Below are 15,929 nucleotides of genomic sequence, written 5' to 3'. Positions count from 1 at the left end.
GACCGCAGGTCAAAATTGTGTTGGGCGGCCCTGAAGTAACGTATACGGCTCGCCGTATCTTAGAAAAACACCCTTACATTGATTATATTGTGCAAGGTGAAGGGGAAGAAGCATTTGCAAAGTTGACGGCTAAATTACAAGCCGGCGAATCACCGTTGGAGCCGGCCATAATCGGTATATTGGGACGCGATAGAGACGATGACTCTTCGGGCAAACGAAGCCAAGAGAGCGGAACTACATCAGTAACCGGCGATGAAGTAAGTGCTATTAAAGGCTCTGAAGACGTGGCGGAAGTGGCCGATTTAGGGACTATTCCGTTTCCCTATGACGAATCGGACATGGTGGACTTGGAGCACAAGATTATTTACTATGAATCGTCCCGCGGCTGTCCGTTCCATTGTCAGTACTGTTTATCGGGCAATGCCAATACAGTGCGCTTTTTTCCACAGGAACGAACATTTAAAGAATTACAGTGGTTTATTGATCACAAGGTAAAACAAGTTAAATTTGTAGATAGAACCTTTAACTGTGCCAAACATCACCATTTGCCGTTGATGCAGTGGATTCATGATGCGGATACGGAGACTAATTTCCACTTGGAAATGGAGCCCGTTCTCATGGGACAGGAGGAAGTAGACTTACTCGTAACTGCACCAAAAGGGCGTATGCAGATTGAAGTAGGCGTTCAGAGTACAAATCCGGAAACGCTTAAGGCCATTCAGCGCTATAACAATTGGGCTCATATTTGTGAGGTTATCCGTCCCGTTATCGAAGGTGGGCGAACCCATGTACATATGGACCTCATCGTTGGTTTACCGCATGAGCCTTATGAGCGCTTTGGTGAGTCTTTTAACGATGTGTTTAGTTTGACGCCTCACGCCTTGCAAATCGGCTTTCTAAAATTGTTGCAAGGGTCCGGTTTGGAGCGAAGCACTGAATACGATTATGTGTACGATTCGCATGCACCGTACGAAGTATTGGCTTCCCATGTGATGCCGTACGATGAAATACGCTTTTTGAAGCATTTTGAAGATGTGTTTGAGCGTTTTTACAACAGTGAACGCTTACGTACCGTCTTTGGCTATTTAGGCCGCCGTTTGATTGAAAACGGTGAGAGTGCTTTCCATTATTTTGAAAACTTAACGAAAGCCTGGCTTTCACAGAATTTGCATCAGCGTAAGCTAAACGATCGCGATCAGATGGCGTTTTTGCATGATTATTTTGAAAAACAAAATGACGTCATCAGCAAAGAGCTTTTGGAATACGATTGTTTAGTCAGCTTTGGCGGCAAAGTGCGGGGCGATGAGTTGGGTCTACCTAAACAGACTAAGGAATTGTTACAGGCCGGCGAGACCTTCTGGCGTGATGAAGAATTGGTTCGTCGCTTTATTCCAACCTATCGTTTTGTAGAATGGCGACGAATTCGTCAAGATTATTGTGAGCATACAGTCACATTGCCTACGGCTGTTATATTAGGCGCCATTTCCGAAGCGGAACAAGCTGCTTATAAAGCTAAAGGGGTTAATAATGTGACATTGATTATAGATGTAAAACAGCGGCAAACGCCGTTTGTAAGACCGGAGGCGGTATTAGTTAATGAGTGATACGACAAAACCGAAACGGTATCGAGCCATATCGGCTTTTTTAAAAGAAAAATATGGTGAAAAAGTATATAAATTACCGGTAGCCTTGCCTTTAACCTGCCCAAATCGTGACGGTTCGGCCGGTGTGGGGGGCTGCGTATTTTGCGGTGAAATCGGCGCGGGTTACGAAAATTTACCCGCATCTATGACTGTACAGGAGCAACTGGAGAAAAATATTGCCCATATAGCGCCTAAATACAAGGCTTATAAGTATATTCCATATTATCAAAATTTCAGTAATACCTATCTGGAACCGGATCGATTCAGAGCCTATATGGAGGCAGGCTGTATCGACAGCACGGTGGGGCTTGCTATTGCGACGCGCCCTGACTGTATTAATGACACTTATCTTGAAATTTTGCAGGATATTAAAGAAACATACGGTGTAGATATTTATTTGGAATACGGTTTGCAGTCGGTGAATTACCATACGCTTGAAAAAATTAATCGCGGGCATGGTATGGCCGAGTTTATTGATGCCGTGCTGCGAACTAAGCGTTATGGCTTCAGTGTGTGCGCCCATATGATTGTTAATTTACCCTGGGATACCATGACGGATACGATTGAAGGGGCTCGGATTTTGACGGCACTCGGTGTAGACCAGGTTAAATTACATGCTCTTTATATTGTGAAGAATACCTTAATGGCCAAGTGGTATGAAGCGAAACAATTTGAATTAATCAGTGCCGATGAATATATTGAGCGTGTTATTGCTTTTTTACGACATTTAGATAAAAATATAGTTTTACAGCGCTTGGTTGGCCGGGCGCCGGAAGAAAACACCTTGTTTACGAATTGGTCTATGGGCTGGTGGCGTATTCAAGAAGAAATAGAACGACGTATGGATGAACGTGATGTGCGACAGGGGGACTTATGTAACTACTTAAACGGCTCGGCAGTACGTAAATTTTTGTAAAAATGAATAACGAATATTGGCAGATACAATTAATGGCATTTTTATAAAATCCTACAGTTTTATTTACTACAGTTAAAAGGAGTAAGGAGAAGAGTATGACGGAACGAACATTTACGTTTCCCCGCTATGAAATGGCAGCCCCAATTTTGGGGATGCAAGAACGAAATTTAAAAATTATTGTGGAAGAATTGCCGTGCCAGGTGGTGAGTCGCGGCGACACGTTGCAGCTCAAAGGGGACGATGAAATTGTCAACCAATTTTGGCGTGTCCTGGAAGAACTGGTTTTCCTTTATAAAGAAAGTAGTGCCATTACGGAACAGCAGATTCGTATGGCCGTGCGCATGGTTAAATCCGGTAAGGCTGATTTATTACATACCATGTTTGAAGATACCATTAATGTGACCATGAAAGGCCGCATGATTACGCCGAAGACAGAAGGTCAGAAGGTGTATGTAGACAGTATTCGACGCAATACAATTACGTTCGGTATCGGACCGGCCGGTACGGGTAAAACGTTCCTAGCCGTAGCACTGGCTGCTTTTTACTTAAAAAATCGCGATGTAGAGCGTATTATCTTAACTCGTCCGGCCGTTGAAGCCGGTGAAAAGCTTGGTTATTTGCCGGGCGATTTAAAAGAAAAGGTGGATCCATATTTGAGACCACTCTATGACGCGTTAAACGATATGTTCGGCTTAGAACAGGTAGACCGTTTCATGTTGCGCGGTATCATCGAAGTGGCGCCGCTCGCCTATATGCGTGGGCGTACGTTGGAAAATGCCTTTATTATTTTGGACGAAGCACAGAATACGACGCCGGAACAGATGAAGATGTTCTTAACTCGTCTTGGCAATAACTCCAAAATGGTTATCAACGGTGACCGCACCCAGATTGACTTACCGGGCCGCATGGTGTCAGGTCTTATTGAGGCGGAAAATGTACTTACAGGTCTCGCCGGCATTTCTATGGTTCACTTTACCGATGCAGACGTAGTGCGTCATGATTTGGTAAGTAAGATTATTCGCGCCTATGAACGGTATGAAGTAAAACGAACCGGTCGTGATTTAAATAAACCGCTTAGTAAACAAAAGAACGATAAAACGGATAAGCAAGCTAAGTCGGATAAACCGGTAAAGAATGATTCAACCGATGTAATCGCTAAAGACTTTGATACACCGGTTCAAAAGGCGGATACTACACAAGAGGAAGGTCGGTGAAACCTATGATAGTTACAATCAGTTATGCGGAAGGCATGGAGCCTGTTGAAGGCGACAAAACGGCGGCAGCTAATGAAGAAATCATCGAAAAGGTTTGCGCAGAAGTAAGTGAAGTATACGGCCTTAGCGATGAAGAAGAACTCAGTGTTTTACTCTGTAACAATGAAGTGATTCATCAGCTCAATAAGGAGTATCGCGGTATCGACAGACCAACCGATGTGTTGTCCTTTGCGTTGAATGAGGGCGATGAAATCGATGTAGAAATAGAAACTCATCTCATTGGCGATTTGATTATTTCCTTAGAACGAACAGCGGAGCAGGCTAAAGAATACGGTCATCCCTTTGAACGAGAATTGGCGTATTTAACGGTTCACGGCTGTTTACACATTTTAGGTTATGACCATATGACGGATGAAGATAAAGCGGAAATGCGCCGCGAAGAAGAGTTTGTATTGGGCAATTTAGGTTATGTGCGGGAGGATGCACCATATAATGAATAAAGATAAACATTTTAAATCCGGTTTTGTAGCAGTGGTAGGGCGTCCGAATGTGGGCAAATCCACCTTAATTAATGCGCTCATTGGCGATAAAATCGTGATTGTTTCCGATAAAGCGCAGACCACGCGCAATCGCATCGTTTGTGTGTACATGGATGAGAAAAAGCAGATTGTGTTCATGGATACGCCGGGGATTCATAAGCCGAAACATAAATTGGGCGAATTCATGGTAAAAGCTGCCGTAGATTCGTTAAAAGAAGTCGAAGCAGTATTATTCTTAGTGGCGGGCAATGAAAAACGCGGCCCCGGGGATAACTTCATTATCGAACAGCTTAAAAATGTGGATGTGCCGGTATTTTTAGTAATTAACAAAATCGACACCTTGTCCAAAGAACAAATTTTGGAAACCATCGTAGAATATCAGAATTTATATCCTTTTGAAGGAATTATTCCTATTTCTGCCCTTGAAAAAGACAATATTCATGAAGTATTAGACGTGTTGGAAAAAGTATTGCCGGAAGGCCCGCAGTACTTCCCGGAAGATATGATTACGGATCAGCCGGAACGTCTTATTATTGCCGATATTGTGCGTGAAAAGATATTACTCAAAACAAGGGAAGAAATTCCTCACGCCATCGCCGTTGATGTGGATGAGATGAAACAACGTCCCGACGGTACTACCTACATTCGTGCAACTATCTATTGCGAACGGGACTCGCAAAAGGGTATAATAATCGGTAAAAAAGGAAATATGTTGCGTGAATTGGGGGCTGAAGCGCGTACTGATGTAGAACGCTTATTGGCCACTAAAGTTTATCTCGATTTATGGGTAAAAGTTAAAAAAGATTGGCGCAACAAATCAGGCATGTTGTCTGAATTTGGTTATGAATAGAAAGGAATGATTGGTATAGATACCCCCCTAGGGGCCGCCATATTATTGATAGGGTTGGCCGTAGTTTGTATTGTAATGATTAATATTTTAGTTTTGGCAAAATTTTCATTCGCAAGGCTCAGTGAAGAGCATTTGGACGATATTGAAGATTTAAGTGAAGTGGCCAAAGCCTATTTGCGAAATTTGTATAAACGGCCGGCACGTTTTATCAATACGGCGCAATTTCTGATTCTCTTTTTTATCGTTCTCCTTGCCGGGGTAGGCAGTGCCTTAATAGCGCCTTTTATCGCCGATTGGGAGCGATTGTTCGAGGTTGAAACGGACTGGTTGGCCGGTGTCATAGACTTTGTCGTGATAGCATTAATTGCACTATCGATTCTGACTTTTGGCGAAATTATTCCTAAAGCATTGGGCTTATCCTTCCCGATTCGCTATATCCGTTGGACTGCCAAGATTGTTATGGGCGTTGGCTTTATAGCTACTCCGCTCGTATGGATTGCGGAAAAAGTGAGCGCTATCTTCTTAAAGAGTTTCGGCACTTTATATAAAAACGAACTCGACTTGGTACATACGGAAGAAGAAATTCGTATGATGGTTAACCGTTCTCATTCGGAAGGTAAGCTTGACCATGTGGAGGGCGAGCTTATCGATAATGTATTTGACTTTGTGGAGCGCATGGCTCGTGAAGTTATGATTCCTCGTCAAGATGTAGATTGCATCTACGTGGAAGATGATTTTGAAGAAACGTTGAAAATTATTTCTGAAACAAGTCATACCCGTTATCCCCTTTGTATGGAAGATAAGGACCATGTAATCGGCCTGGTTCATATCAAGGATTTAATGGAGCAAAAAGAAAAAGCTCGCAAAGATTTACGTTTAGTTCGTCGCGATATTTTGACCGTACCGGAAGTTATGAAGCTTTCCGTACTCTTACAATATATGCGTACCCGTCGAATTTACCAGGCTGTCGTAGTTGATGAATACGGCGGCATGGTGGGGCTTGTTTGCCTCGAAGATATTATCGAAGAGCTCGTTGGTGACATTAAAGATGAGCATGAAACTGATTTACCGGCTGTAGTCATCAATGATGACGGTACCTTCGACTTTGACGGTAAAGTCCTGGTGGACGAAGTGGAATATGCTATGCATGTTGACTTCGATGAACCGGAAGAAGATACTATCGGCGGTTATATCTTCGGCATGCTGGAACGTACGCCGGTTGTTGGCGATACGGTTGAACTTTCCGGTTATGTTTTCACCGTTACGGAAATGCAAGGGTATCGTATTGCACGTCTTAAGGCGGCACCGGTACCACCGGCTGAAGAAGAGAATGACGCTGAGCCTAAGGAGCAGGATAAGGAAAAGGAGTAATACCCTATGAAAGGTCAAAATACGATAAATTGTGACGCGGTGGTCTTATACCGCCGTAAACGCAAGACCTATTCAGTAGTCACGTTTTTGACAAAACAACGTGGTATTCTTCATTGCTCCATCCCGCAACGGCGTTGGCAGACGCTTAAAAATGCCGGTTATTTACAGCCTTTCAGTCAGGTGTATATTACCTTATTACCGAATGGTGAGTATTACGATTTACAGCAATTGGACGGTCGTTATTTAGTTCGCTCCATCGAAACCGATTTAGACAGCATTTGCTATGCTGCCTTTGCGGGGGAGTTTATCAGCACCGCCTTTGCTGCCGAAGAACGAGATATAAATCTTTATACCTTGGTTGTGCGTTTTTCGGAGTTAATTCGCACGAAGCCGGTGCCATTAGCCGTTATCTTACTGGGGTGGCAATTGCTCAGTTTGGCCGGTTTTGTGCCATCCGCTAAAGCCTATCAACAGGCGGATGGGGTAGCCCGGTTTGTCAAAGAATTCACGGAAACGACGGGTTTTACCTTATCCCGAACAGCGCAGGAAGCGATAGGGCAGATTTTGCTCTATGATTGGCAAGATACTACATCGGTTCAATTGCCACGCACCTTGTGGCGTGAATTGGAACGAGCCTTATTTGCCTATACAACGATTCAGTTGGGGCAGGAACTCAGTTCTTTGCGATTCTTACACGAGATGAAGGCGAAAGCTTTTGATTAGCAATGGCTTTAATAATAGTTAGTAAGTTACGCATATATTTATTACTATATAAGCAATTTTTGACCGAGGACATATGTTTTTGGTTGACAATATAAACGGGAATTGGTATGGTAACAGAAGTTAGTGTCCTAAAGGGCCACCATGTTAGGAGGAACGAACATGACATTTCAAGAAATAATTTTAAATCTGCAAAAATTCTGGGCAGAGCAAGGCTGTATTTTACAACAGCCTTATGATATGGAAAAAGGGGCCGGTACCATGAACCCGGCGACTTTTTTACACGCTATCGGACCTGAACCTTGGGCCGTTTGCTATGTGGAACCATCCCGTCGTCCGGCGGATGGCCGTTATGGTGACAATCCGAACCGTTTGTTCCAACATCATCAATTCCAGGTTATCGTTAAACCATCGCCTGAAAATATTCAGGAATTGTATTTAAAGAGCTTGGAAACTTTGGGGATTCATGCAAAAGATCATGATATTCGCTTCGTAGAAGACAACTGGGAATCGCCAACCTTAGGTGCTTGGGGTCTCGGTTGGGAAGTTTGGCTCGACGGCATGGAAGTAACGCAGTTTACTTACTTCCAGCAAGTGGGCAGTATTGATGTAAAACCGGTATCCGTAGAAATTACGTATGGTTTGGAACGTTTGGCTATGTACATTCAGGGCGTAGAAAACGTGTATGATTTGAAATGGAATGAAAATGTAACATACGGTGATATTTGGCATCTCAATGAAGTAGAACAATCTGCTTACAGCTTCGATTTAGCCGATACGGATATGTTATTCACTTTGTTTGAAATGTATGAAAAAGAAGCTAAACGCATTTGTGAAGAAGGCTATATTTTGCCGGCTTACGACTATGTGTTAAAATGCTCGCACACGTTTAACTTATTAGATTCCCGTGGCGCCATCAGTATCAGCGAACGTACCGCCTTCATCGGTCGCGTACGCAGTCTCGCTCGTATTTGCGCTCAGGCTTACTTGGATAAACGTGAAGAATTAGGGTTCCCACTCTTGAAAGGAGATAAGTAATATGGCTGAAGATGTATTATTTGAAATTGGTGCTGAGGAAATACCTGCCGGCGCCATGCCCGGCATTTTAGCACAGCTTAAATCCTTAACGGAAACTAAATTGCAGGAACATCATTTAAAATACGAAGCGATTCGCACTATGGGCACACCACGCCGTATTACCTTAATGGTAGATGGTGCAGCGGATATGTCCGAAGAATTGAGCGAACGCCATAAAGGGCCTTCCGCCTCTATTGCTTATGACGCAGATGGCAACCCGACTAAAGCGGCTATCGGTTTTGCCCGTGGCAAAGGTCTTGATGTAGCTGATTTGGTAGTAGAAGACGGTTATATTTACGCTGAAACCAAAACAGCCGGCGTTAAAGCTATGGATATTTTCACGCAAATCTTGCCTGAATTAATTCATGGTTTAAGTTTCCCTAAATCTATGCATTGGGGCGATTTGGATGACAAATTCATCCGTCCTGTTCGTTGGATTTTAGCTTTATTGGGCACCGCTGTAATTCCTGTGGAATTTGCCGGTGTTCGTTCCTCCAACTTCAGCCGTGGCCATCGTTTCTTAGGTGAACGTGGTGTGCTTGTACAGCATCCGGCTGATTATATCAAAAACTTAGAAGATAACTTTGTTATTGTGGATCAAGATAAACGCCGTGACATGATTAGTAAACAACTTCATGATTTGGCGGATTCTAAAAATGCTACCATCGTATGGGATGACGATTTATTGGAAGAAGTTTTATACTTGGTAGAATATCCGACAGCTCTTTGCGGTTCTTTCGATGAAAGTTACTTGGCATTGCCTGATGCTGCGGTTATTACGCCCATGAAAGATCATCAGCGTTATTTCCCGTTAGTATCTAAAGAAGGTAAATTATTACCTATGTTCCTTACCGTTCGCAACGGTGACAGCCATAGTCTCGATGTAGTAACAGCGGGTAACGAACGCGTATTACGTGCTCGTCTCGACGATGCTAAATTCTTCTTCAACGAAGACCGTAAAAAAGCCTTGGCCGATCGCTCTGAAGGGCTTAAGAAAATCGTATTCCAAGAAGGTCTCGGTAACTTAGCCGATAAAACTGAACGTTTATTAGCTTTGGGTGCTGAATTCGGCGAAGCTTGCGGCCTTGGGGAAGACGCCATGGTTGAACTTGAACGCGCTACCGTATTGGCAAAAACGGACTTAACAACCGGTATGGTAACAGAATTCACTGAATTACAGGGCATTATCGGTAAAGAATATGCTTTACTCGACGGTGAATCTACAGAAGTAGCGGAAGCTATTTTTGAACAATATTTGCCTCGTTTTGCCGGCGATATTTTGCCTGAAACTCCGGCCGGTAAAGTGCTTAGCATCATCGACAAGGTTGACAATATCGTGGCTACTTTCAGTCGCGGCTTAATTCCAACAGGTTCCCAAGACCCTTATGCACTTCGTCGTCAGACTATCGGTGTGTTGAACATCTTAAGCAGCAGTGCTTGGAATGTTTCATTAGAACCGCTATGGCGTCAGGATTTAACGTTATTAGGCGTTCCGGAAGCTAAACATGATGAAATCGTAGGACAGTTGAATAACTTCTTTGCCCTTCGCTTGAAAAATATTTATCTTGATCACGAAGTGCCGCACAATGTTATCGAATTGGTATTATCCAATCCGACCGTTACGGTAGCTCAAGCTGACGGCTTTGTTAAAGCTATCATGGCGCATCGCATTGATGAAAATGTAGAACTCGTTCAAGCTTATACTCGTATGTATAACTTGGTTAAAAATGAAACTTACAACGCTGTTGATGAATTGTTATTTAGTGATGACGCTGAAAAAACATTATTTAAAGAAGCGGTTCTTGCTTACGAAAATTCACAAACAGCCCTTGAAAACAAGGATTATGATAAAGTAGTAGCCATTCCTGAAACATTGGTACCGGCTATTAACAAATTCTTTGAAGATGTTATGGTTATGGTAGACGATGAAGCAGTTAAAGCTAATCGTTTGCAATTAGTGCGTTTGGCCTATGAATCCATGGCGGTTATCGGGGATGTAAGTACTTTAAAATAAAACTAAATTACAATATCAAATTGAACACTTTCAAAACAAAATATAAGTACTTAAAAAATTTAGAATAAATCTGAAAGAGAGAGCAGATTTATATGATTTGGGGATGTTAATATGAATACTTTTACGCGAGCGGCCTTAACCGTTTTGGTAGGCCTTGTTATTTGGTTTTTGCCTCACACCGAGGCCATTAAGCCGGAAGGTTGGCAATTGTTGGCTATTTTTATAGCCACCATTGCAGGCTTTATTTTGCGCCCATGGCCTACGGGCATTATGGCTATTTTCGGCGTCGTTGCTGCCGTAGCGACTAAATCTATCACGATGGTACAGGCTTTGGGTGGTTATGCGGAAGCTAATGTATGGCTCATCGTGGCAGCTGTGTTTTTCTCCCGCGGTATCATTAATTCCGGCCTTGGTAAGCGAATTGCGTACACCTTAATTCACTTATTCGGTACCAGTTCGTTAAAGCTATCCTATGCGTTAGCCTGTGCAGATTTGATTATATCGCCGGCAACGCCGTCTAATACAGCCCGTGGGGGCGGGATTATTTTCCCGATTGTGCAAAATGTTTCACTGTCCTTCGGATCCAATCCACACGACAGCTCGTCCCGCAAAATCGGTGCCTTTTTGATGACTACGGCTCACACCATTAATACGATTACCGTTACCATCTTTTTGACTGCTTGTAGCGGTAACTTATTGATTACCTCCTTAGGGGCCAAATTGTTCGGTTATGATATTTCCTGGTGGGAATGGTTTCAAGCGGGCGTGATTCCCGGTGTGATTTGTATGATTTTAATGCCGTGGTTCATTTATAAAATCTATCCACCGGAAATTAAGGAGACACCGGAAGCACCGGCGATGGCGCAAAAAGAGTTGGATAAGTTAGGACCTATCACCAAAAGTGAGATTTATGTGGCTTTGATTTTTGTGGCTTGTATCATTTTATGGGCTACGGCTATCTGGACTAAATTGCATCCTACGGCAGTCGCTTTAATCGGCGTGCTCGCCTGTGTTGTTACAGGTTCATTAACGTGGGATGATATATTAGGTGAAAAAACCGCGTGGGATATACTCATCTGGATGGGTACCCTTGTCGGTATGGCCGGACTCCTTGGTAAGTTAGGTGTTGTTGCCGTTTTTGCGGATTTCGTAAGTAACTTCCTAAAAGGGTATGACTGGTTCTGGGCCTCTTTCTTTGTATCGGCGGCCTTTGTGTATTCCCAATATTTCTTTGCCAGCGGCACCGCTCGTATTACCGCTTTGTTCTCGGCTTTTGCGGCTATCTTGGTCGCCATGGGGGCACCGATACCGTTCACCATTCTGTTATTCGGGTTGATGAACAGTCCGGGCTGTACGTTAACGCATTATAGTTCCGGCGTAACGCCGATTTTCTTCGGTGCCGGTTATGTACCGCAAGGTACGTGGTGGCGCGTTGGCTTGGCTATCTCGGTTGTGAGTTTTTTAATTCACTTCTGGGGCGGTGTATTGGGTATGAAACTATTCGGTATACTTTAATTAGGCTGAAGTCATTCGTAAGTAGCGAAAATATAGGGCTGATGGAAATAGTTGGCCGTAGTAAAAATTTTACAAAAATAGACTTGCTATATATAGTTAGTATGTGATATTATAGTACTGTTATTTTGAGATAGTCCGCTGCCTATGAGGTATGGGTAAGAATGTCTACAATAAGGAGGAAAAAAAGTGAACATTATTAACGTAATTGAGCAAGAACAGCTTCGTGCAGACATTCCTGCATTCCGCGCCGGCGACACCGTTCGTGTACACGTAAAAGTTGTCGAAGGTACTCGTGAACGTATCCAGATCTTTGAAGGTTTGGTAATCAACCGCCAGGGCGGTAGCGTTCGTGAAACATTCACTGTTCGTCGTATTGCTTCCGGTGTGGGTGTAGAACGTACATTCCCACTTCACAGCCCACGTTTGGCTAAAATCGAAGTTATGCGTCGTGGTGTTGTTCGTCGTGCTAAGTTGTACTACTTACGTAGTCTCACTGGTAAAGCTGCGCGTATTCGCGAAAAACGCTAATTTCACAAATAAAGGGTTGCCGTTGGCAGCCCTTTATTTTTTGCATGTTATAATATAGTTAGTGAAAAATTAGCGAGTGATGAGTGAACAATTAGTTAGCGGTTAGTAAACAGTTAGTAAGCAATCACTAAGCACTTCATTAAATTACACGAATTGCATAAATTAAAAGTATTTTGATTATTATACATGTGTGCTACATTATATGTAAGTATATATAATCTGAGGGAATATATAAGGTGCGAATATTTTTATTATTTTTTACAGTGGCATAAAGATACTCGTATAAAAATCAGTTAAAGATGAACGATTAAGCTTAAAGGAGGCGATACTATGGCAGATACAAAGCAGGATATATTTCCGGTCGTACATTGGTTCCCGGGGCATATGGCGAAAGCTACCCGCATGATAAAGGAATATGTCAAAAAAGTAGACGTTGTCATCGAGTTGTTGGATGCTCGTATTCCGCGCAGTAGTGCCAATCCCGTAATCAGTGAAGTAGTGGGTCAAAAACCGCATATCGTCGTGTTGAATAAGTCCGATTTGGCTAATCCGCAAGCGACTAAGGAATGGGTTGCTTATTTCGAAAGCCAAGGGGCTACCGTGTTGGCGATTGATTCCAAAACCGGTAAGGGGAATAAACAGTTAGTTAAAGCTGTTGAACGTTTGGCCCAGCCGATTATCGACAAATGGAAGAATAAAGGGATTCGCAGCCGTTCCGTGCGTACCATCATTCTTGGTATCCCGAATGTAGGGAAGTCTACGCTGATTAATAAATTGGCCGGTGCCGCTGCTACGCGTACCGCTGATAAGCCGGGGCATACCAGAGGTCAACAATGGGTTAAAATCGGTAAGGATTTGGAACTTCTCGATACGCCGGGCGTATTGTGGCCTAAACTGGAAGACCAGCGTGCCGCCGCTCGTCTTGCTATGACCGGCGCCATTTCAGATGATGTGTATGATCTTGAATCGGTAATGAAACAATTACTTAACCAAGTTAATGAAGCGCAGCCCGGTTTATTAGCGGAACGCTATAAATTAAAGCCGGAAGAATTAGGCGATGCCGATACATTATTAGAAAATATCGGCCGTCGTCGTGGTTGTTTAGTAAGTGGCGGTATCGTCGATTTAGACAAGGCACGACGCATTGTGCTCACCGATTATCGCAATCAGAAGCTTGGTAATTTAACATTGGATAGCGTCAATGAAGAACCGTTAACTGCAGAGGACGAAACTAAGCATGACGAAGAATGAATTTGATGCCCTAACGGTAAAAGAAATTAAAACCCTTTTGGAAACCACTCAATTTGAGTTTGATGTGCTCTTGTGGGCTCAGGAAGATTCCCGAACTTCGGTTCGTAAGTTGGCCGCTGCTTACGTGATGCGCCAGAAGAAACAATTAGCGGAATTTCAACGTTTGAATGCCCTTTATACGTATGAAAACAGCTTCTATGAAGAAGGTATTTTTGAAGTGGCCGGCGTTGATGAAGTTGGTCGCGGTCCCATTGCGGGGCCGGTTACGGTGGCGGCTGTTATTTTGCCGCCAAATGCTCAAATCGAAGGCCTTAATGATTCTAAAAAAATTGCACCGCATAAACGGGAGCTTATTTATGATGAAATTATGCGCCAAGCCGTAGCGGTTAGTTGCATTTCCTACGGTCCTGAAAAAATTGATGAGCTCAATATTTATCGGGCTACGCAGATGGCTATGTATGAAGCAATTAATACCTTAAAGGTACCGGCGAAAGCCGTACTGGTTGATGCTATGCCTTTGCCGGACCTGGCTGTGCCGGTAGAATCACTCGTTAAGGGCGATTCTAAAAGTGCTTCCATTGCGGCCGCCTCAATTGTGGCGAAAGTAACGCGCGATCGTTATATGGAATCCTTGGAGGATGAATATCCGGGCTATGGTTTTGCCATCCATAAGGGGTATTTTACGCCGCTCCATAAAGAAGCCTTGGAATTGCAGGGGATAACACCGCTGCACCGCAAAAGCTTTGAACCCATTAAAAGCATGGTGGGCTTTGAATATCCGTCAAAAAGTAAATAGAATCCTATTTTGGAAAACCGGTCCTATGGCCGGTTTTTTGCATTCTCTATGTATAACTTTAGTTGTGTTATAGATGAATGATTACTATTCGAAAATGCATAAATATTCCTGTTTTATTAGAACGATTAACTGTATTTTTGTCAAGAGCTATGCTGTTGTGAAAACCCGATTCCTATGAGGTGTTTGAAGTACAAGGATTTACAGTTCTTTCAATAACTGATAAGGTAATAAGCAGATACTATTGATGCTTTGAGCAAAGCGAATCCATAAACAGCAGCATATGGACATTGCTTTATATATATGGGGAGGCTGTTATTTTTGACTAACAGAGAATTGGGACAGTATGGTGAATTAAAAGCATGTGAATATTTATGCTCTAATGAATATGAATTAGTGGCCCGTAATGTGCGGACTCGTTACGGTGAGTTAGACATTATTGCCAAAAAAGAGGGAATTTTGATAGTCATAGAAGTAAAAACGCGGCGCAGTAAGAAGTTCGGCCTTCCCTGCGAGGCCGTTACACAATTAAAGCAAAATCATATTCGTCGCAGTACCGAACTCTATTTAGAGCAGTACAGTAGTGGGGATATACCGGTTCGTTTTGATGTTATTGAAGTCTATGTATTTCATAATGATCAATTCCAAATCCGCCATTTAAAAGGCTGCTTTTGTTGAATAAGAGACTTATTTACTGAATCAATGGGAATAACCAAAGAATTTATAGGGAATAATTGGGTATTTATAGGGAATAATCGGGGTATTTATAGGGAATAATCGGGGGATTTATAGGGAATAATCGGGGGATTTATAGGGAATGTCGGTGTTTATAGGGGATGTTGGCGTATGTATGCAAAAACTAAAGGAATAGTTCTATATGGTCTGGTTGCTAAAGTGGTGACCGTTGAAGTTGATATAGCGAGGGGGCTGCCTTGCTTTGAAATAGTAGGTTTGCCTACGGCCGCCGTAAGAGAGGCCAAAGAACGGGTTCGTGCGGCGATTCGCAATGCAGGTTTCGAATTTCCCATGAAACGGATTGTCATTAATTTAGCGCCGGCGGATATTCGTAAAGACGGCTCAGGCCTCGATTTAGCCATCGCTATGGGCGTCCTATTGGCTTCGGAGGCAATTCCGCTTAATACCGCCAAAAGAGAGGATTTGGCTGAAAATGCGATATTTATTGGGGAATTATCGTTAGAAGGGCATTTAAAAGGGACGACCGGTGCTTTGGCATTGGCTCTTGGTGCGAGAGAACAAAATATACAAAAACTATATACGGCGCCGGATAATGGTACCGAAATGAAGCATGGTTTCGGTGGTGATGTAGTGGTAGCATCGAGTCTTAAAGATTTGGTGGCTATGGTCCTTGGGAAAATTCCGGAGATTATGGCCAAGCCCGCCACCCAAGGTACTCAGTTGCGTCAGCGACTTTCTGATTTTTCAGAGGTAAAAGGCCAGATTATAGCAAAGAAAGCCCTGGAAATAGCAGCCGCCGGTG

Annotated in this window: 15 protein-coding genes; all 15 read left to right on the top strand. The window is 43.2% G+C overall.

From position 1 onward, the window contains the following. Positions 1 to 1,604, top strand: a 1,604-nt coding sequence (locus E7204_RS08395) for a radical SAM protein (protein ID WP_295183533.1), incomplete at its 5' end; no start/stop codon positions are given. After that, complete coding sequence (locus E7204_RS08390; protein WP_295183530.1) at positions 1,597 to 2,559, top strand: TIGR01212 family radical SAM protein; 963 nt, start codon at positions 1,597 to 1,599, stop codon at positions 2,557 to 2,559. The genes E7204_RS08395 and E7204_RS08390, both read left to right, overlap by 8 nt. 95 nt (positions 2,560 to 2,654) lie before the next feature. Then, positions 2,655 to 3,773 (top strand): PhoH family protein, encoded by a 1,119-nt coding sequence (locus tag E7204_RS08385; RefSeq protein WP_295183527.1) that lies wholly within the window; start codon positions 2,655 to 2,657, stop codon positions 3,771 to 3,773. A gap of 5 nt (positions 3,774 to 3,778) precedes the next feature. Beyond that, a complete protein-coding gene (gene ybeY / locus E7204_RS08380) occupies positions 3,779 to 4,273 on the top strand; it encodes an rRNA maturation RNase YbeY (protein WP_295183536.1) in 495 nt (164 codons plus the stop codon). After that, entirely contained in the window at positions 4,266 to 5,162 is an 897-nt protein-coding gene (gene era / locus E7204_RS08375; protein WP_127058490.1) for a GTPase Era, read from the top strand. The genes ybeY and era overlap by 8 nt, the downstream gene beginning before the upstream one ends. 6 nt (positions 5,163 to 5,168) lie before the next feature. Continuing rightward, the gene (locus E7204_RS08370) at positions 5,169 to 6,533 is read left to right on the top strand and encodes a hemolysin family protein (protein WP_295183524.1); all 1,365 of its coding nucleotides are present in this window, start codon (positions 5,169 to 5,171) and stop codon (positions 6,531 to 6,533) included. Positions 6,534 to 6,539: 6 nt separating this feature from the next. Further along, positions 6,540 to 7,256 (top strand): DNA repair protein RecO C-terminal domain-containing protein, encoded by a 717-nt coding sequence (locus E7204_RS08365; RefSeq protein WP_295183521.1) that lies wholly within the window; start codon positions 6,540 to 6,542, stop codon positions 7,254 to 7,256. 159 nt (positions 7,257 to 7,415) lie between these two features. Next, entirely contained in the window at positions 7,416 to 8,291 is an 876-nt protein-coding gene (glyQ, locus tag E7204_RS08360; protein ID WP_021841067.1) for a glycine--tRNA ligase subunit alpha, read from the top strand. Position 8,292: 1 nt separating this feature from the next. After that, a complete protein-coding gene (gene glyS, locus E7204_RS08355) occupies positions 8,293 to 10,344 on the top strand; it encodes a glycine--tRNA ligase subunit beta (protein ID WP_295183518.1) in 2,052 nt (683 codons plus the stop codon). A gap of 111 nt (positions 10,345 to 10,455) precedes the next feature. After that, the gene (locus E7204_RS08350) at positions 10,456 to 11,859 is read left to right on the top strand and encodes a DASS family sodium-coupled anion symporter (protein ID WP_295183515.1); all 1,404 of its coding nucleotides are present in this window, start codon (positions 10,456 to 10,458) and stop codon (positions 11,857 to 11,859) included. Between the two features lie 186 nt (positions 11,860 to 12,045). Beyond that, positions 12,046 to 12,387 (top strand): 50S ribosomal protein L19, encoded by a 342-nt coding sequence (gene rplS / locus E7204_RS08345; protein WP_295183511.1) that lies wholly within the window; start codon positions 12,046 to 12,048, stop codon positions 12,385 to 12,387. A gap of 330 nt (positions 12,388 to 12,717) precedes the next feature. Further along, positions 12,718 to 13,638 (top strand): ribosome biogenesis GTPase YlqF, encoded by a 921-nt coding sequence (gene ylqF, locus E7204_RS08340; RefSeq protein WP_295183508.1) that lies wholly within the window; start codon positions 12,718 to 12,720, stop codon positions 13,636 to 13,638. Continuing rightward, positions 13,625 to 14,434, top strand: coding sequence for a ribonuclease HII (locus E7204_RS08335; protein WP_295183505.1), 810 nt, complete (start codon positions 13,625 to 13,627; stop codon positions 14,432 to 14,434). The genes ylqF and E7204_RS08335 overlap by 14 nt, the downstream gene beginning before the upstream one ends. Positions 14,435 to 14,752: 318 nt before the next feature. Beyond that, positions 14,753 to 15,109, top strand: a complete 357-nt coding sequence (locus E7204_RS08330; protein WP_295183502.1) for a YraN family protein — start codon at positions 14,753 to 14,755, stop codon at positions 15,107 to 15,109. A gap of 168 nt (positions 15,110 to 15,277) precedes the next feature. After that, positions 15,278 to 15,929 (top strand): magnesium chelatase domain-containing protein (locus tag E7204_RS08325; RefSeq protein WP_295183500.1); only part of this gene is annotated, 652 nt, incomplete at its 3' end.

The sequence above is a fragment of the Veillonella sp. genome (assembly GCF_015058545.1).
GTDB lineage: Bacteria > Bacillota > Negativicutes > Veillonellales > Veillonellaceae > Veillonella_A.
Note: the sequence above shows the minus strand (reverse complement) of the source record. Positions and strands in the feature narration are given on the sequence as shown.

What these genes read in the sequence shown, in the direction of transcription:
- E7204_RS08370 (WP_295183524.1), top strand. Translation starts at nt 5,169, where the DNA reads ATGATTGGTATAGATACCCCCCTAGGGGCCGCCATATTATTGATAGGG.
- glyS (WP_295183518.1), top strand. Translation starts at nt 8,293, where the DNA reads ATGGCTGAAGATGTATTATTTGAAATTGGTGCTGAGGAAATACCTGCC.
- E7204_RS08390 (WP_295183530.1), top strand. Translation starts at nt 1,597, where the DNA reads ATGAGTGATACGACAAAACCGAAACGGTATCGAGCCATATCGGCTTTT.
- E7204_RS08335 (WP_295183505.1), top strand. Translation starts at nt 13,625, where the DNA reads ATGACGAAGAATGAATTTGATGCCCTAACGGTAAAAGAAATTAAAACC.
- E7204_RS08385 (WP_295183527.1), top strand. Translation starts at nt 2,655, where the DNA reads ATGACGGAACGAACATTTACGTTTCCCCGCTATGAAATGGCAGCCCCA.
- ylqF (WP_295183508.1), top strand. Translation starts at nt 12,718, where the DNA reads ATGGCAGATACAAAGCAGGATATATTTCCGGTCGTACATTGGTTCCCG.
- ybeY (WP_295183536.1), top strand. Translation starts at nt 3,779, where the DNA reads ATGATAGTTACAATCAGTTATGCGGAAGGCATGGAGCCTGTTGAAGGC.
- glyQ (WP_021841067.1), top strand. Translation starts at nt 7,416, where the DNA reads ATGACATTTCAAGAAATAATTTTAAATCTGCAAAAATTCTGGGCAGAG.
- E7204_RS08365 (WP_295183521.1), top strand. Translation starts at nt 6,540, where the DNA reads ATGAAAGGTCAAAATACGATAAATTGTGACGCGGTGGTCTTATACCGC.
- era (WP_127058490.1), top strand. Translation starts at nt 4,266, where the DNA reads ATGAATAAAGATAAACATTTTAAATCCGGTTTTGTAGCAGTGGTAGGG.
- E7204_RS08350 (WP_295183515.1), top strand. Translation starts at nt 10,456, where the DNA reads ATGAATACTTTTACGCGAGCGGCCTTAACCGTTTTGGTAGGCCTTGTT.